12 protein-coding genes and 1 tRNA gene are annotated in these 17,250 nt (G+C 67.1%); 6 read left to right on the top strand and 7 right to left on the bottom strand.

Going from position 1 to position 17,250, the window contains the following annotated elements; translation table 11 throughout:
- The first annotated feature begins 42 nt into the window (after positions 1-42).
- Positions 43-119, top strand: a tRNA-Pro gene (locus tag WV31_RS17145).
- 44 nt (positions 120-163) lie between these two features.
- Here the strand turns inward: WV31_RS17145 and WV31_RS17140 are convergent.
- The 6 genes from WV31_RS17140 to WV31_RS17115 all read right to left on the bottom strand — a co-directional run bounded on the left by WV31_RS17140 (position 164) and on the right by WV31_RS17115 (position 10,294).
- Entirely contained in the window at positions 164-892 is a 729-nt protein-coding gene (locus WV31_RS17140; protein ID WP_085374708.1) for an amino acid ABC transporter ATP-binding protein, read from the bottom strand.
- Positions 889-1,545: an amino acid ABC transporter permease gene (locus tag WV31_RS17135; RefSeq protein ID WP_085374707.1), complete on the bottom strand. Its 657-nt coding sequence runs from the start codon at positions 1,543-1,545 to the stop codon at positions 889-891. Before WV31_RS17135 ends, WV31_RS17140 begins: the two co-directional genes overlap by 4 nt.
- Positions 1,545-3,197 (bottom strand): ABC transporter permease subunit, encoded by a 1,653-nt coding sequence (locus tag WV31_RS22310; RefSeq protein WP_206072554.1) that lies wholly within the window; start codon positions 3,195-3,197, stop codon positions 1,545-1,547. Before WV31_RS22310 ends, WV31_RS17135 begins: the two co-directional genes overlap by 1 nt.
- 154 nt (positions 3,198-3,351) lie before the next feature.
- On the bottom strand, positions 3,352-4,227 hold the full coding sequence (locus WV31_RS17125) for a transglutaminase family protein (protein WP_085374706.1): 876 nt from the start codon (positions 4,225-4,227) through the stop codon (positions 3,352-3,354).
- Positions 4,224-6,836 (bottom strand): circularly permuted type 2 ATP-grasp protein, encoded by a 2,613-nt coding sequence (locus tag WV31_RS17120; RefSeq protein ID WP_237051345.1) that lies wholly within the window; start codon positions 6,834-6,836, stop codon positions 4,224-4,226. The genes WV31_RS17125 and WV31_RS17120 overlap by 4 nt, the downstream gene beginning before the upstream one ends.
- 131 nt (positions 6,837-6,967) lie before the next feature.
- On the bottom strand, positions 6,968-10,294 hold the full coding sequence (locus WV31_RS17115; RefSeq protein WP_085374705.1) for a transglutaminase family protein: 3,327 nt from the start codon (positions 10,292-10,294) through the stop codon (positions 6,968-6,970).
- A gap of 186 nt (positions 10,295-10,480) precedes the next feature.
- Between WV31_RS17115 and WV31_RS17110 the strand changes: the two genes are divergently transcribed.
- The gene (locus WV31_RS17110; RefSeq protein ID WP_085374704.1) at positions 10,481-11,953 is read left to right on the top strand and encodes a circularly permuted type 2 ATP-grasp protein; all 1,473 of its coding nucleotides are present in this window, start codon (positions 10,481-10,483) and stop codon (positions 11,951-11,953) included.
- A 1-nt stretch (position 11,954) separates the two neighbouring features.
- Positions 11,955-12,911: an alpha-E domain-containing protein gene (locus WV31_RS17105; RefSeq protein WP_085374703.1), complete on the top strand. Its 957-nt coding sequence runs from the start codon at positions 11,955-11,957 to the stop codon at positions 12,909-12,911.
- A gap of 30 nt (positions 12,912-12,941) precedes the next feature.
- On the opposite strand, the gene WV31_RS17100 is transcribed toward WV31_RS17105, so the two are convergent.
- Positions 12,942-13,589, bottom strand: coding sequence for a hypothetical protein (locus WV31_RS17100; protein WP_085374702.1), 648 nt, complete (start codon positions 13,587-13,589; stop codon positions 12,942-12,944).
- Between the two features lie 149 nt (positions 13,590-13,738).
- On the opposite strand from WV31_RS17100, the gene WV31_RS17095 reads away from it, so the two are divergent.
- The 3 genes from WV31_RS17095 to WV31_RS17085 are packed head-to-tail and all read left to right on the top strand — an operon-like array spanning position 13,739 to position 17,248.
- Positions 13,739-15,265, top strand: coding sequence for a radical SAM protein (locus WV31_RS17095; protein ID WP_085374701.1), 1,527 nt, complete (start codon positions 13,739-13,741; stop codon positions 15,263-15,265).
- Positions 15,266-15,287: 22 nt separating this feature from the next.
- On the top strand, positions 15,288-15,968 hold the full coding sequence (locus WV31_RS17090) for an SAM-dependent methyltransferase (RefSeq protein WP_168185977.1): 681 nt from the start codon (positions 15,288-15,290) through the stop codon (positions 15,966-15,968).
- A gap of 59 nt (positions 15,969-16,027) precedes the next feature.
- The gene (locus WV31_RS17085) at positions 16,028-17,248 is read left to right on the top strand and encodes a class I SAM-dependent methyltransferase (protein ID WP_085374699.1); all 1,221 of its coding nucleotides are present in this window, start codon (positions 16,028-16,030) and stop codon (positions 17,246-17,248) included.
- Positions 17,249-17,250: the final 2 nt, after the last annotated feature.

The raw sequence follows: 17,250 nt of genomic DNA, 5'->3' as shown, positions 1-17,250 counted from the left end.
CCGCCCTGACGTTGGCGCTATAAGAAGCGCCTCGCAGGCGACCGGAGTGTAGCTCAGCCTGGTAGAGCACTGTCTTCGGGAGGCAGGGGCCGGAGGTTCGAATCCTCTCACTCCGACCAATAAAGGCCAGTCAGTCCATGGGACCGACTGGCCTTTACCTTTTTCAGTGCCGCAGGATGCGGGCCAGGAATTGCCGGGCGCGTTCGGCTTCCGGCGCGGCGAAGAAGGAGTCCTTGGGGGCGTCCTCGACGATGCGGCCGTGGTCCATGAACACCACCCGGTCGGCCACATTGCGGGCGAAGCCCATTTCGTGGGTGACCACCATCATGGTCATGCCGTCACGCGCCAGTTCCACCATGACGTCCAGCACCTCGCCGATCATCTCGGGGTCCAGCGCCGAGGTGGGTTCGTCGAACAGCATGCAATCGGGGTCCATGGCCAAAGCGCGGGCGATGGCGACGCGCTGCTGCTGGCCGCCGGACAACTGGGCCGGGTGCTTGGCGGCGTGGGCGGCCAGCCCGACCCGTTCGAGCAAGCCTTGCGCCTTGGCGCGGGCCTCGTCCATGGAGCGCCCCAGCACCTTGACCGGGGCCAGACACAGATTCTCCATCACGGTCATGTGGGGGAACAGCTCGAAATGCTGGAACACCATGCCGACCCGGGCGCGCAGGCGGGGCAGATCGGTGTCGGGGGCCTCGACCGCCGTGCCGCTGACGGTGATGGAGCCGCCGTCGAAGGGTTCCAGGCCGTTGACGCATTTGATCAGCGTCGACTTGCCCGACCCTGACGGGCCGCACACCACCACCACCTCGCCCCTGGCGACCCTGGTCGTGCAATCGTCCAGCACCTGGACGTGGCCGTACCATTTGGAAACGCCCTTGATCTCGATCATCTCCGCGCTCCGGCAAGACGCTTCACCACCTGGGACAGGGAGAAGCAGAGGACGAAATAGAGGCCGGCGGCGAAGAGATACATCTCCACCGGCCGGTTGTAGTTCTTGCCCGCCACCTCGGCGGCCTTCAGCAGGTCCTTGGCGCCGATGGCGTAGACCAGCGACGAATCCTGGAACAGGACGATGGTCTGGGTCAGCAGCAGCGGGATCATGGCCCGGAACGCCTGGGGCAGCACCACGAAGGCCATGGTCTGGAACCGGTTCAGCCCCAGGGCCTGGGCCGCCCAGGTCTGGCCCTTGGGCACGGCGTTGATGCCGGCCCGCATGATCTCGGCATAGAAGGCGGCCTCGAACACCGTGAAGGTGATCAGCGCCGAGGTCTCGGCCCCCATGGGCGCGCCGGTGAGCAGCGGAATGGCCAGGAAGAACCACAGGATCACCAGGACCAGCGGAATGGAGCGCATGACGTTGACATAGGCGGCGGCCGCGCCCGCCAGCCACGCCGGCCCCGACAGCCGCGCCAGGGCCAGCAGCGTGCCGAGAACGATGCCGCCGCTCATGGCCACAAAGGTGAGTTTCAGCGAGAACAGCAGCCCCGACCAGATGAAGGGCAGGCTGTCGGCGATGACCGAGACGTCGAGATCGGCGAACATCAGCGCGCCACCCCCAACAGCCCCGGCACGCGGGTGCGCCGCTCCACCAGGGCCATTCCCCGGTTGGCCAGGAAGGCGCAGAGGAAATACAGCAGCGTCACCGCCGCCAGGGTCTCGATGCCCTGCTCGGATTCCTCCTGCATCTGGCGCGCCACGAAGGTCAGTTCCGCCATGCCGATGGCAAAGGCCACCGACGAGTTCTTGAACACGTTCATGAATTCCGAGGTGAGCGGCGGAATCACCGCCCTGAGCGCCACCGGCAAGGTTACGTACCGGAACACCTGGGCCTCGGTCATGCCCAAAGCCAGGGCGGCCTGCCGCTGGCCCCTGGGGCGGCTTTCGATGCCGGCGCGCACCTGCTCGGCCACCCGGGACGAGGTGAACAGGCCCAGGCAGACCACGGCGATGACAAATTCCTTGGCCGGCATCTCCTGCTTGACCCACAGCGCCCAGGAGGCGGGCAGCAGTTCCGGGATGACGAAGAACCACAGGAACATCTGCACCAGCAGCGGGATGTTGCGGAACAGCTCCACATAGGCGGTGGCGGCGCCTGCGACGCGGCGGTCGGGAAGCGTGCGCGCCGCCCCCGCGATCACCCCCAGCACCAGGGCCAGCGCCCAGGCGGACAGCGAGATGGCCAGCGTCCAGACCAGGGCCCAGGCCAGCCAGGCGAGATAGGTCTCGTCCCCCGACGGCACCGGCTCGAAATAGATGCCCCAGTTCCAGCGATAGCTTCCCTGGGCGGCGCCCTTGCGGGCAAAAGCCTCGGCGGGACTGTCGGCGGGCGAGCGGATCAGGGATTTCAGCTGCCCGCTCATGGGGAAGTTCATGTTGATGCCGCGCGGCGGAATGGGCGACATGAACCACTTGGCGTAAAGCCGCTCCACCTCGCCGGACGCCATCATGGCCTTGACCGTGTCGTCCACCAGCGCCTTGAACGGGGGATCGTCGCGCCGCAGCATGATGGCGATGGGCTCGACGTTGAGCACCTCGCCGACGATGGCGTAGCTGTCGGGCGACTTGGAGGTGGCGATCAGCCCGGCCAGCAGGTTGTCGTCCATGATGAAGGCCACGGCGCGATCGCTTTCCAGCAGCAGGAAGGAATCGGCGTGGTCCTTGCCGTACACCTCCTTGAACGCGACGCCCTGGCCCTTCTTGTGGGCGCGGACCAATTGCACGCTGGTGGTGCCGGTGGTGATGGCCACCGGCTTGCCCGCCAGTTGCGCGATGCTGGTGATGCCCGACGACTTCTTCACCGCCATGCGCACCTTGGTGACGAAGGTGGTGGGCGCGAAGGCCACCTGGCGCGAGCGCGCCTCGTTGTTGGTGGTCGAGCCGCATTCCAGGTCCACCGTGCCGTTCTGCACCAGGGGGATGCGGTTCTGCGAGGTCACCGGCAGGGTTTCCACCCGAAGGGCGGGAAGCGACAGCCGGGCCTTCACCGCCTCGGCCAGCCGGTGGCAGATGTCGATGTGGTAGCCCACGGGCGTCTGCTTATCGTCCAGATAGGACAGCGGATAGGAGGATTCGCGGATGCCCAGCGTCAGGGTTCCGGTCTCGCCGACCTTCTTCAGCGTGCCGTCCAGGTCCCCGGCCCGCGCCGGAAGGGCGGCGAGCAGCAGCAAAGCGGCCATGAGAACCCTGGCGATCATGAAAACTCCTCGTCATACCAACCGGCCAATGAATTGACCGGTTGTATTGCCCCTCGCCGGGCGCGGGCCTTAAGCCCGCTTGGCCGCCGCCGCAATGGCGGCTGGATACCGGCCAATGAGTCGATCCAAAGATTGCCCGGTATCAGAGGGCCGATCAGAACTCCAGCACATCCACGGCCACCAGCACCTGATGCTCGCCGCCGCCCAGCACCACGCCGCGCACCGGGGTGACGTCGTCGTAATCGCGCCCCCAGGCTACCACGATATGGTCCTGTCCGGCCGCCATGTCGTTGGTAGGGTCCAGGTCCAGCCAGCCCCAGCCGGGCTGGTAGACCGACAGCCAGGCGTGGGAGGCGTCGGCGCCCACCAGCTTTTCCTTGCCCGGCGGCGGCTTGGTGCGGATGTAGCCGCTGACATAGCGGGCGGCGAGGCCCATAGCGCGAAGGCAGGCGATGCCCACATGGGCGAAATCCTGGCAGACGCCGCGCCGGTGCTGAAACACGGCGGCCAGCGGCGTGCCCACGGTGGTGGCAAGGGGATCGAAGGTGAACTCGGCGTGGATGCGCCGGTTCAAATCCATCACCGCCTCGGTCAGCGGCCGGCCGGGGGCGAAGCTGGGCAGGGCGAAGCGCTCGGCTTCGGGCAGGGGCGGCACCTGGGGCGAGGCGAAGACGAAATCCATCACCCCCTCGTCGATGCCGCGCGCCCCCGACCAGGTGTTGAGCCGCACCGAATCCCAGGCGGGAACGGCGATCTGGGGCAATTGCGGCTGGCCGGCGGTCTCCACCACGAACGAGGCGTCGATCACCAGGGTGGAATGGGGGCTCTGGATGGTGAAGAAGGTGATGGGATTGCCGAAGTAATCCCGGCCGCCTTCGTGCAGAACCTCCGGCGTCGGGCGGATGGCGATCTTGACCTGATCGACGGTCTGGCCGTCCACGGCGCGCGGCCGCAGATGGGCGGCGTGGTGGGACAACTGCACCGGCTCGGTGTACTTGTAGGTGGTGGTGTGGCGGACCTTGAACTTCACGCCAGTTCCTCCATGGGCGCGGTGGGCAGCCGCCACTGGGCATGGATGAAATAGGTGCGCGACACCTGCTCGGACAATTCCCACAGCCGCGAGCGCAGCATGTCCAAAAGCCGCAGCGCGTCGTGATAGCCGCCGTCGCGGTCATAGCGCGACACCACCATGATGTCGGTGGTGCGGATGGTGCCGCACAGCACGGTCATCAGCTTCTGCTCGGGCTTGTAGAAGCCGGAATGCTCGCCCATGGCGGCCAGCCGGTTCATGTGGCCTTCCAGGGTGGCGAGCTGGAAGCCCAGCGAGCGCGGATTGGCCTCGTCGCACAGCAGCAGGTCGAGAACCCCGGCCAGACGCGGCGTGGACAGATAGCGCGAGCGGTAGGTCATCACGCTGTCCCAGGTCTCCAGCAGCAGGTCCAGGGGCACCATTGCCTCGCCCTCCACGTCGGACAGGGCGCCGCTGACCATTTCGACCATGGCGACGGCGCGCTCGACGCGGCGGCCCGAATCCAGGAACAGCCATTGCGGCCCGCGGGTCATGCTTTCCATGGCCAGGCCGCTCACCGCCTGCATGGTCAGCACCATGGCGTTGAGCCGGCCCAGCACGTCGCCGCCGCCGGTCTCCGCCGCCAGCAGGCCGATCTCGTCCTTAAGCAGATGCACGGCGCGCCAGGTGTCGTTGGACAGCCGGTCGCGCAGATGGACGACGATGCGCAGCAACCGCTCGACGCAGCCGGCCAGTCCCAATCCATCGCTGGCCAGATGATGGGCGACCAGCCGGTCGGCCAGCGCCTCCACCGGCTCGGTCCCGTCCTCTTCCGGCACCGGCAGCCCCAGGGCGGCCATGGTGCGGATCATGGCCAGAGCCTGGGCGGAATCGCCTTCGGCCAGGCTGTCCTCGATGCGGACCAGGGCGGCGCGCAGCAGCCGGGTGGTGGCCTCGCAGCGCTCGAGATAGCGGCCCAGCCAGAACATGTTGTCGGCGACCCGCGACGGCAGGTCACGGTTCTCGCGGGTCAGGCGCACCGCCGGGGCCTGGGGGCGGACGGCGGAGACCGAAAGACGCTGGGGCGGTGCGGCGATCCACACGTCCTTGCTGCCGCCGCCGCCGGTCTGCAAGCGCGACGCCAGCAGGTCGCGCTCCGACGACAGCCGGGCCAGACCGCCCGGCATGGCCTGCCAGCCCTTCTCGGTGCGCACCGCGAAGACGCGCAGCACGCAATGGCGGGGGTAAAGCCCACCATCGGACCACACCGGCAGGGTCGAGGTGGTCTTGACCTCCTGGCCCACCCAATCCCAGGGCCGGGCGGCGATGGCGGCGCGCAGCTCGGCGGCCTGGGCGCCCGACAGGGCGGCGCCGATCACCGGCTGGTCGCGCCGCCCGAAGGCCGGGCGGATCACCAGGCGCTCCAGGTTCTTCAGCACGTAATCCAGGGCGGCGGGCTCGCCGCACCACCAGCTGGGCACCGACGGCAGGATCAGATGCTCGTCCCGCAAGGACCGCGCCAGGGCCGGCATGAAGCCCAGCAGCGAGGCCCCGTCCAGGAGGCCGGTGCCGATGGCGTTCAGCAGCGCCACATTGCCGCGCCGGGCCGATTGCAGCAGCCCGGCGACGCCCAACTGGGAATCGCCTCTGAGCTCCAGCGGGTCGCACCACGTGCCCCCGGTGCGCCGCAAGATGACGTCCACCTGCTGCAGCCCGGTCAGCGCCTTCAGGTAGACGGTGTTGTCGCGCACCGTCAGATCCTCGCCCTGCACCAGGGTGATGCCCAGTTGGCGGGCCAGGAAGGCGTGCTCGAAATAGGTGGCGTTGTAGGGACCGGGCGTCAGCAGCACCATGCGCGGGTCGTCGCGGTGGCGCACCGACAGGTTCTGCAGCGACCGGCGCAGGCCTTCGAAGAACGGCCACAGCCGTTCCACCTGGAGCGCCCGGTGGAATTCCGACAGCACGCGGCTGACGATGGTGCGGTTCTCCAGGGCGTAGCCGGCGCCCGACGGGCTTTCGGTGCGGTCGGACAGCACCCGCCACTCGCCGTCGGGACCGCGCACCAGATCGGCGGCGTAATGGTGCAGCCAGTGGCCACCGGCCGGAATCCAGCCGTGACAGGGCCGCAGAAAGGCGGGATTGGCGTGCAGCGCCGAGGGCGGAATGACGCCGCGTCCCACCAGGGAGCGATCGCCGTAGAGATCGGCCAGCACCGAATCCAGCAGATCGGCCCGCTGCTCGATGCCCTTGGCCAGACCCGACCATTCCTCGGCCGACAGGATCAGCGGCAGGGGGTCAAGGCGCCACGGCCGGTCCAGCCCGGCCGGATCGCCATAGACGTTATAGGTGACGCCGTTGTCGCGGATCAGCCGCTGGCCCACGTCCCAGCGCCGCGCCAGCTCGTCCAGGCCCAGGCGGTCGATGCCCTCGATGAAGCCCTTCCAATGGGGACGGATGGCGCCGCCCGGCGCCATCACCTCGTCGAAGGCGCCCGGCAGCGGATGGTAGGCGGTATTGAAGGCCCAGGGCGGACCCTCGACGCGGGAACGCAGACGACGCGGAATTTTCCCCTCCCCCCAAGTCCCGACGGCTTCACACCGGTTATGGCGTGACCCGATTATCGATGTCATCCCGAGCGAATGCGAGGGATCTCCTTCTGGAACGATATTTCCAGTCAGGCACCCCTGTTCCAGGCGGAGATCCCTCCTCCCGTTGGTCGTCGGGATGACACGTCACAGCAGTCGTCGAGCGTTGGTAACGTCTATTGTAGCCTCAGGTCCAGTGTATTTGGGTAGTCGGGATGCACCGCGCCAGCGTCCACCCTGAGCGGCCCGTGGGAATGGCCGAAGGCGAAGAAGCGGGCGCGGCGCCGCGCCTCGGCCTCGTAGGAATTGACCGGGAAGGTGTCGTAGTTGCGTCCGCCCGGATGGGCCACGTGGTAGGTGCAGCCCGCCACCGCCTCGCCCGTCCAGGTATCGACCAGATCGAACACCAGGGGCGTATGCACCCCGATGGTGGGATGCAGGCAGGAGGACGGCCACCAGGCGCGATAGCGCACGCCCGCCACCCATTCCCCCGAGGTGCCGGTGGAGCAGAGCGGCACCTGCCGGCCCTGGCAGGACAGGACGTAGCGGTCGCCCACCAGACCGCTGACCTTGAGCTGAAGGCGTTCCACCGAGGAATCCACGTAGCGCACGGTGCCGCCCGCCCCCGGCTCCTCGCCCATGACGTGCCAGGGCTCCAGCGCGGTGCGCAACTCAAGCCTCACGCCGCGATGGGCGATGGCGCCGACCATGGGGAAGCGGAATTCCAGATGGGGGGCGAACCACGCCTTGTCGAAACGGATACCGCCCGCCGCCAACCATTCCAGCACCTCGTCCAGATCCTGCTCGATCCAGTGGGGCAGCATGTAGCGGTCGCGCAACGCCGAACCGAACCGCACCAGCTTCCCGGTATAGGGCTCGTCCCAGAACCGGGCGACCAGGGCGCGCAGCAGCAATTGGCTCACCAGACTCATGCGGGCATGGGGGGGCATCTCGAAGGCGCGGAATTCCACCAGCCCCAGCCGCCCGGTGGGGCCGTCGGGGGAATACAGCTTGTCGATACAGATCTCGGTGCGATGGGTGTTGCCGGAAGCGTCGATCAGCACGTTTCTCAGCACCCGGTCCACCACCCAGGGGGCCACGCTGGTGCCGCGCCCGGGCAACTGGCCCAGCGCGATCTCCAGCTCGTACAGGGTGTCGTCGCGGGCCTCGTCCACGCGGGGATGCTGGCTGGTGGGGCCGATGAACAGGCCGGAGAACAGATACGACAGGCTGGGGTGGTTCTGCCAGAAGCGGATCAGGCTGCCCAGCAGGTCGGGGCGGCGCAGGAACGGGCTGTCGGCCGGCGTCGCGCCGCCCAGCACCATGTGGTTGCCGCCCCCCGTCCCCACATGGCGGCCGTCGACCATGAACTTCTCGGTGCCCAGGCGGGCCTGGTGGGCCTCCTCGTACAGGCTCTCGGTGCTGGCCACCAGTTCGCGCCAGTGTTCCACCGGATGGACGTTGACCTCGATGACGCCGGGATCGGGGGTGACCTTGATGATCTTCAGGCGATGGTCGTTGGGCGGCGGATAGCCTTCCACATGCACCGGCGTGCCGAACTCGGCGGCGGCCATCTCCACCGCCTCGATCAGGTCGAGGTACTGCTCGGCGGTTTCCACCGGCGGCAGGAAGACGTTGAGGCGGCCGTCCCGGGGCTGGACGCAAAGGGCGGTGCGCACGTTCTCGGACACCAGGCCCCTGGCGGTCTCCACGGGCCGCAGATCCACCGGCACCTGCTGCAGCACCGTGGCCTTGGCCGCGCCCGATCCCGGAACCTGCTCGGTCTGAGCCCGCTGGCGCCGGGCCGGGGCCAGGGGGCCGCGCGGCTCGAAGGGGTCGCGCTCGGAGTGATAGGGGTAGGCATCGGCGGGAATCCACGGCAGGGATTCCAGCGGCAGGCGGAATCCCAGGGGAGAGTCGCCGGGGATGGTCAGCAGCTTGCCGTCCCGCGTCGGCCACGGCCCGGTGATCCAGCGGAAGGTATCCCTGGCCTGCCAGGGCTGCAGCGGCAGGACATAGCCGGTGGGCGTGCCCAGGCCCCGCTTGAACACCCCGGCCAGCCGGGCGCGCTCCTCGGGGTTCTCCAGCTTGGAATCGATGGGGTCCACGTTGATGGGCAGGGCGTTTTCCCGCAGCAGGTAATAGGCGGGGTCCTCCCAGGCCGGCAGGGCGTAATCGGGATCGACGTTGAGATGGCGGCACAGCGCCTGGGCAAAGTCGCGGGCCTGCTCATGGGTGGGGGCGTTGTCCTCGGATTCCAGGGCGATCAGCTTCGGATTGCGCCACACCGCCTCGCCGTCGTCGCGCCAGATCAGCGAGAAGGCCCAGCGCGGCAGGCTTTCGCCCGGATACCACTTGCCCTGGCCGTAGGTGATCAGGGCGCCCGGCGCGAAGCGGTCGCGCAGCTTGCGGATCAGCACGTCGGCATGGGCGCGCTTGGTGGGGCCCACCGCCGACGTGCTCCACTCCTCGCCCTCCATGTCGAAGGCCGAGACGAAGGTGGGCTCGCCGCCCTGGGTCAGGCGCACGTCGCCGGCCGCCAGCCGCTCGTCCACCGCATCGCCCAGGGCGAGGACCGCCTGCCACTCCTCCTCGGTGTAGGGCTTGGTGACGCGGGGTGTCTCCAGCACGCGGGTGACGCCCATGTGGTGCTCGAACGAAACCTCGCACATCTCCACCGCGCCGGTGATGGGCGCCGCGCTGGTGGGATCGGGCGAGGCGGCCAGCGGAATGTGGCCCTCGCCGGTCAAGAGGCCCGAGGTGGGGTCCAGGCCGATCCAGCCGGCGCCCGGCAGGTAGACCTCGGTCCAGGCGTGCAGGTCGGTGAAGTCCTCGGCCGCGCCCGCCGGGCCGTCCAGCGGCTTGACGTCGGGAACCAGCTGGATCAGATAGCCCGAGACGAAACGGGCGGCGAGCCCTAAACGCCGCAGGATCTGCACCAGCAGCCAGGCGGAATCGCGGCACGAGCCGCTTTTCAGCGCCAGGGTCTGCTCCGGGGTCTGGACGCCCGGCTCCATGCGGATGGTGTAGCTGATGTCGGCCTGCAGGCGCTGGTTCAGGGCCACCAGGAAGTTGGTGGTCTGCACCGGCGTCGAGGTGTCGATGGCCGCCACATAGGCGTCCAGCAGCGGTCCCGCCTCCTCGCACAGCAAGAACGGCTTCAGCTCGTGGTCCAGGACATGGTCGTAGGCGAAGGGAAAGTGCTCCGCCTCGGGCTCCAGGAAGAAGTCGAAGGGGTTCACCACCGACAGGTCGGCCACCAGGTCCACGTCGACGGTGAAGGACTCCACCTTGTCGGGGAACACCAGCCGGGCCAGCCAGTTGCCCTGGGGGTCCTGCTGCCAGTTGATGAAATGGGTCTTGGGCTCGATGTCCAGGGAATAGGACAGGACCGGAATCCGGCTGTGGGGCGCCGGGCGAAGCCGCACCACCTGCGGAGACAGAACGACCGGTCGGTCATACTTGTAGCGAGTGGTATGGCGAAGCTTGACGTGAATGCCCATGATCATCCGGACGCGGTGGCGGAAAGCAACCGGCAGCGTAGCACAGAGAGCGACGGCGGGTCGCAGCAAAAGCTCCAAATTTCAGCATGCTGCCATGCGTGCCTGAAATTTGATCAATTCGAATTGCCGCGATAGACTGCAAAACGCGCCGCATCCCGAAGAGCGCCGATAAGGGGGACCACGACGATGACCCGGCCACGACTCACCCTGCCCGGCCCCGGCCTGCTTTCGGGCTACGACCCGACCGAATTCTTCTGCGAGGCGCTGTCGGCCCGCGATGAAGGCGGCGCGGAGCTGGCCGCCATCGCCGAACGCCTCAACGCGCTGGACCCCGACGATCTGCGCCGCCGCGCCGCCCGGGCGGAGAAGGAGCTGTTCGACCTAGGGATCACCTTCACGGTCTATTCCGACAAGGACGCCATCGACCGCATCCTGCCCTTCGACGTGCTGCCCCGCGTCATCACGGCCGCCGAGTGGTCGCGGCTCGAGGCCGGCATCGTCCAGCGGGTCGCCGCCATCAACCTGTTCCTGGCCGACCTCTACGGCGGCCAGAAGATTCTGGCCGACAAGGTGGTGCCCGCCGATCTGGTGCTGGGCAACGCCAATTTCCACGACTTCATGCGCGGCATGAAAGTGCCCTGCGGCACCTATTCCCATGTGTGCGGCATCGACCTGATCCGCGACCAGGACGGCCTGTTCCGGGTACTGGAGGACAATGCCCGCACGCCGTCGGGCGTGTCCTACGTGGTCGAGAACCGCAACCTGATGCTGCAATGCTTCCCCGATCTGATGGAAGGCACCAGGGTGCGGGCCGTGGACGATTACGGCCTGATGCTGCGCCGGGCCCTGGAAGAGATCGCGCCTTCGGGCGTCGAGGAGCCCTGCGTGGTGCTGCTGTCGCCCGGCATCTACAATTCGGCTTTCTTCGAGCACGTCTTCCTGGCCCGCGAGATGGGCGTGCCCCTGGTGGAAGGCCGCGATCTGGTGGTGGAGAACGACCGGGTCTACATGCGGACCACCGCCGGACGGGCGCCGGTCCACAGCATCTATCGCCGCATCGACGATGCCTTCCTCGACCCCAAGGTGTTCCGCCCCGATTCCATGCTGGGCGTGCCCGGGCTGATGGAGGCCTACCGCAAGGGCAACGTCTCGCTGGCCAACGCGCCGGGCACCGGGGTGGCCGACGACAAGGCGGTCTATGCCTACATGCCGCGCATCATCAAGTATTACCTGGGCGAGGACGCCATCCTCCCCAACGTCGAGACCTTCATCTGCCGCGAGGCGGAGGGGCTGAAGTACACCCTGGACAACCTGGAGCATCTGGTGGTCAAGCCGGTGGGCGAATCGGGCGGCTACGGCATGATTCTCGGCCCCAAGGCGACGCGGGCCGAGATCGACGAGTTCCGCGCCAAGCTCAAGGCCGACCCCGCCAATTACATCAGCCAGCCCATGATCGGCCTGTCGGTGTCGCCCACGCTCACCGATAAGGGCACCCAGCCCCGCCACGTGGACTTCCGTCCCTTCGCGGTGACCGGCGCCTCGACCAGGGTGCTGGCCGGCGGCCTGACCCGCGTGGCCATGAAGGAGGGATCGCTGGTGGTCAACTCGAGCCAGGGCGGCGGATCCAAGGACACCTGGGTACTGGCGGGGGACGCATAAAATGACTGAATTGCTTGCCCGCAACGCCGATTGCATCATCTGGCTGGCCCGCTACATGGAGCGGGCCGAGAATCTGGCCCGCATCCTGGGGGTGGCCGAAACCTTCGCCCGCGACCGGGCCGGGCGCAACTGGCTGGCGGTGGTGCAGATCAACGCCGACGGGGAGCGCTTCTTCACCCGCCACCGGGTGGCCGATGCCAAGACGGTGCCGCACTTCTACATCCTGGACTCCGACAACCCCAATTCCATCCTGTCCTCGGTCAAGGCGGCGCGGGAAAACGCCCGCACGCTGCGCCCGCTGATCTCCATCGAGATGTGGCGCCAGATCAACCGCATGAACAGCTGGATGACGGGATTGTCGGCCAATGCCGTGGCGCCCGCCAACCTCGTCGCCCTGTGCGAGGAGATCAAGGAGGCCTGCCAGTTGCACATGGGCATCACCGAGGGCACCTTCTACCGCGACCAGGCCCACTACTTCTATCACCTGGGCAAGTCCATCGAACGCGCCGACCAGACCACCCGCCTTTTGGACATCAAGTACCACACCCTGCTGCCGCGGCCCGAGGACGTGGGTTCGGCGCTCGACACCAGCCACTGGAACGCCCTGCTGAAGGCGGTGGCCGGCTATCAGGCATCGCGCCGGGTGATGGCGGGCAAGATCACGCCGAGATCGGTGGCGGCCTTCCTGCTGTTCTCGGATTCCTTCCCGCGCTCGGTGATCTTGTGCGTGCGCCAGATGGAATGGCTGCTGTCCCAGCTGCGCACCCGCTATCAGCTGCGCGGCGGGGTCAAGGCGCTGGAGCTGATGGATGAACTGCGCGCCGTACTGACGGAAAAGACCATCGACGACGTGATCGCCATGGGGTTGCACGAATTCCTCGACTGGGTGCAGCGCCAACTGATCATGATCTTCGCCGAGATTCAGCAAAGCTTCGGAATGGCGCGGCCGACGGATTAGGGCGGCGTGCGCTGATCGAAGCCAGCACCCTCAGATGGAGATGGAGCGGTAGTCCACGTAGCCGCCCATGGCGTCGGAATAGGACGGCCGCTGCTCGCCCGCCGCCGGCACGAAGACGTACCAGTTGTCGGCCCGCTGCAGGCGCTGCCACAGCACGTCGCTGGCGAAGCGCGACGTGATCAGGTCGCGCGGCTCGAACCGGCGGAACTTCTCGAGGTTGGCGAGCGATTCCACGAAAATTTCCATCAGCTTGGGCACATAGGTCCGCCGGGTGATGTAGCCGGCGGTGGTCAGCGACTCGAACACGCGGCCCAGGCCGGGATGCTCGGTGGCGAAGCCGTTGATCTGCGACGCGGTCAGCAGCATCGCGTCCCAGGCAAGACCGGTGGAATCGAGGAACGCCATGCGCTGCGCCAGCTCGTCGCGGGTGATGCGGAAGTCGAAATCGTCCTCCAGCACCATGATGTAGTCGCGCGAATCCTCGGTGAGGAAGCGGGTGTAGGCCTTCAGGTGCGACTTGGTGCAGCCCAGATGGGCGTAGCCCTGCTCGTGGGCGGCGGACACCCGCTGGATGCCCATGGACTCGAACCCCATGGCCGCGTGGTTCTCCAGGCATTGCTGCCAGCGGTCGGTCCGGTGGTCCAGATTGACCTGATACACGGCCGTGTTGTCGAGCATGGGCCACTCCCCCCTTCTGATGGCACGAGAGGGTAGCAGGCGCCCCAGTGCGGGGCCACATCTAAACTCCGGACCGGCGCAAAGCCGCCGCTTCATCCGTTGTTAACGCATTTGCCGCCATCCTCGGCGGCAAGGAAGGAGTGTCTCCCGTGACCCAGGCCATGCCACAACTAGAGCGTGAAACAGACCGCTACCGGCTGGTCTACGCCGCCAACGCCAAAAGCGGCCGCATGGAACTCACCCTGTATGCCAAGGCCGAGGGCAAGCACAAGGCGGTGCACACCAGCTTCAACCTGCTGGACGACGACGGCAAGCTGATCGAGAAGCGCCCCATCACCGCCGAAGTGGCCGCCTTCATCATGGAGCACTTCGAGCGGCGCGGCGACACCGAGTCGCTCAACATCCACGCCGCCGACCTGGCGGCCGGAAAGCTGGGGGCGCGCAGCGGCCAGCGCATCACGCCCGAGGGCGTGCGCCACACCCTGACCAACACCGAAAAGAGCTTCACCGCCACCGGCGCCAAGCTGGAAGCCCACTGGCCCATCTTCGAGAAGCTGCGCGACACCGGCTACGGCAGCCTGATCCGCGCCACCATGACCAATCATCAGGTCTGCTCGTCGCGCTGCCAGTTCTGCTCGACCATCGCGCGCAACAAGCGTGATTCCGTCAGCCTGGAGGAGGCCAAGGCCTTCGTCGAGGCCCTGTATTTCGAGCAGGCCGAGTTCAACCGCAAGAACTTCCCCGAATACAACGAACGCTACAAGGCGCTGACCGGGTCCGACATCCGCCTGCGCGGCCTGATCCTGTCGGGCGGCGGCCAGCCCAATCTGTGGCCCCACTTCGCCGAATTCGTGGAATGGCTGGCGACGCTGGACATCGATCTCGGCCTGATCACCAACGGCTTTCCCCAGAAGGTGCCGGAAGAGGTCTACCGCCGCTTCAAGTGGATCCGGCTGTCCATCACGCCCGAGGACGCCTCGCCCTTCTATCCCGAGGGCCGCTTCGAGGACCAGTACATCCCCGCCACGGTGCGCAACAACCCGGACGTCACGGTGGGCATGTCCTTCGTGTTCGGCCCCTGGGCCAAGGACGGCATCTTGGAGCGGCTGTCGGGCATGCTGAAGGCCAACGGCTTCGACTATGTACGGCTGCTCACCGATTGCAACCTGACCCGCGACTCCCAGCTTCTCGCCCACCGCGACCTGGCCGAGATGCTGTTCAAGGGCGGCCATATCGACGACAAGGGCGTGCCCACCGGCGGGCTGTTCCAGCAGTTCAAGTATCACGGCACGCCCCAGGAGGCCGACGAGCTGTGGGACAAGGGACAGTGCTTCCTGCAGTCCTACAACGTCTTCTGGGACACCACCGGGCACGAGGAGAACGGCCATTCGTTCTGCTACCCCTGTGATTCGGTGACCGTGCTGGCCGAGGAGGAGACCGACGGCAACGTCAACATCTCCGAGCGCAAGTTCAACCCCTCCAAGTGGGGGACGGTGCCCAACACCGAGGTGAGCCGCCTGTTCACCGAGAAGGTGCACCCCTTCTTCGATCCCAGGAAGAACTGCACGTCGTGCCTGTTCATGCGCAACAACCGCTTCGTCAAGGAGCTGGCGTCGCGCACCGAATACCAGTCCATCCGGCCCAACCCGGATCTCGAACACATCAACTTCCCATGACAGAATGACGGGGGAGAGGGGAATGTCTTCCATGCAACAGCCTGACGGCCAGAAGGCCATCGAAGCATCGGTCTACGGCGAGGCCTATTTCGAACGCGGCGCGGTGATCGGCATCTCCGGCTACATGAACTATTCATGGATGCCCGAGGCGACGCTGCGCATGGCGCATTTCATCATCAACCAGCTGCCCATCGATCCCGGCCAGCTGGTGCTGGATTACGGCTGCGCCAAGGGCTTCCTGGTCAAGGCCATGCGCATCCTGGACGTGGACACCTACGGCGTCGACCTGTCGGCCTACGCCATCGATCAGGCCCCCTCCGAGGTCCGCCATTTCTGCCGGGTGGTGGAAGGCTGCGATGATCCGGCCGCCTTCGAGCGCGAATACGACTGGATGCTGTCCAAGGACGTGTTCGAGCACATCGCCGAACCCGATCTGCGCAAGCTGCTGGCCCGCGCGCGGCCCAAGGTCAAGCGCATGTTCGCGGTGATCCCGTTGGGCATCAGCGACGACAGCCCCAATTTCGTCATCCCCGACTACGACAAGGACATCACCCACATCACGGCGCGCACCGCCGCCTGGTGGACCCGGCTGTTCGCCGAGACCGGATGGAACGTCGACCGCTTCAGTCACACCTTCAAGGGCGTCAAGGAGAACTGGACCAGCGCGTGGCCCGAGGGCAACGCCTTCTTCGTCCTGTCCTGATCCCGCCGCCCCAGGCCCCCATCGACAGCTTGCGGCAAGCACCAGCGACGGAGAGTTCCATGGATGACAACGCCAGCGAGATGACCCCGCTCCCCGCCCCGCTTCTGGAGGCCGATGCCGCCGGGGCGCTGGTTCCCCTGCTGCTGGAACGCCTGCCGCCCGTCACCTCGGTCTGCGACGTGGGCGGCGGCGCCACCGCGTTGCTGGCCAAGCTGCCCAAGCGCAAGGTCAAGGAACAGAAGGTGCTGGCCGCCGGCCCCGAGGAGCTGGCCCAGCCGGTGAAGGCCGACCGGCATTACGACCTGGCGCTGTGCCTGGCCGCCGCCGACCGCATCGCCCCCGAACGCACCGAGTCCCTGGTGGCCGAACTGGCGGCGCTGGCCGATACGGTGGTGATGGCCGCCACCATCCCCGGCCAGATCGACACCGGCATCACCAATCCCCGCTGGCATTCCTTCTGGGTCGAAGCCTTCGCCGCCCATGGCTTCGGCGCCGACGACAGCGTCCGCGAAGCCATCTGGAACGACGGACGCATCGACCTGTGGTGCCGCCAGAACCTGCTGGTCTTCCGCAAGGGCCACGCCAGCGACCGCCCGCCCGCCTCCTTCGACCGCATCCATCCCGACCTCTACAACGCCAAGCTGACCCAGATGGTCGGTCTCGAGCGCGACATCACCCGCCTCAAGGACCACTGGCTGCGGCGCAACCAGATCATGTCGCCGGCCGACGTCCACTGGTGCCGCATCGTCATGAACCAGGAAACCAAGAAGCTGGTGTCGCAGCTGGACTACGCCTGCATGTCGGCGGTCGAGGTGTCGGGCAACGGCTGGCAGAATTTCGGCTTCCGCGATTATGCCGTCGCCATCTATCCCCAGGTGGACATCACCAAGCACGTGCTGCGCAAGGGCGACGGCACCGGCTTCGACATGGTGATCGCCGAGCAGGTGCTGGAACACGTCCCCACCCCGTGGGTCGCCATCCAGTGCCTCTATGCCAGCCTGAACGAGGGCGGCTACCTGCTGGTCACCACGCCGTTCATGTTCCGGGTCCATGCCGATCCCAGCGACTATTCCCGCTGGACCGAGATGGGCCTGCGCAACCTCTTGGAAGCGGCCGGCTTCCGGTCCGAGGACATCAAGACCGGGTCGTGGGGCAACCGCTGGTGCGTCATCGCCAATTTCGACCAGGCGGCCATCTACGACCCCTATTCCCATTCCCTGCAGAACGAGCCCGACGTGCCGCTGATGGTGTGGGCCCTGGCGCGCAAGCAGACCGCCTGAAC

Source organism: Magnetospirillum sp. ME-1 (genome assembly GCF_002105535.1).
GTDB lineage: Bacteria > Pseudomonadota > Alphaproteobacteria > Rhodospirillales > Magnetospirillaceae > Phaeospirillum.
This window is presented reverse-complemented; position numbering and strand designations above follow the sequence as displayed.

Coding starts and splice junctions, on each gene's coding strand:
- WV31_RS17100 (WP_085374702.1), bottom strand. CDS start 13,589: ATGCTCGACAACACGGCCGTGTATCAGGTCAATCTGGACCACCGGACC.
- WV31_RS17090 (WP_168185977.1), top strand. CDS start 15,288: ATGTCTTCCATGCAACAGCCTGACGGCCAGAAGGCCATCGAAGCATCG.
- WV31_RS17105 (WP_085374703.1), top strand. CDS start 11,955: ATGACTGAATTGCTTGCCCGCAACGCCGATTGCATCATCTGGCTGGCC.
- WV31_RS17110 (WP_085374704.1), top strand. CDS start 10,481: ATGACCCGGCCACGACTCACCCTGCCCGGCCCCGGCCTGCTTTCGGGC.
- WV31_RS22310 (WP_206072554.1), bottom strand. CDS start 3,197: ATGATCGCCAGGGTTCTCATGGCCGCTTTGCTGCTGCTCGCCGCCCTT.
- WV31_RS17140 (WP_085374708.1), bottom strand. CDS start 892: ATGATCGAGATCAAGGGCGTTTCCAAATGGTACGGCCACGTCCAGGTG.
- WV31_RS17120 (WP_237051345.1), bottom strand. CDS start 6,836: ATGACATCGATAATCGGGTCACGCCATAACCGGTGTGAAGCCGTCGGG.
- WV31_RS17085 (WP_085374699.1), top strand. CDS start 16,028: ATGGATGACAACGCCAGCGAGATGACCCCGCTCCCCGCCCCGCTTCTG.
- WV31_RS17135 (WP_085374707.1), bottom strand. CDS start 1,545: ATGTTCGCCGATCTCGACGTCTCGGTCATCGCCGACAGCCTGCCCTTC.
- WV31_RS17115 (WP_085374705.1), bottom strand. CDS start 10,294: ATGGGCATTCACGTCAAGCTTCGCCATACCACTCGCTACAAGTATGAC.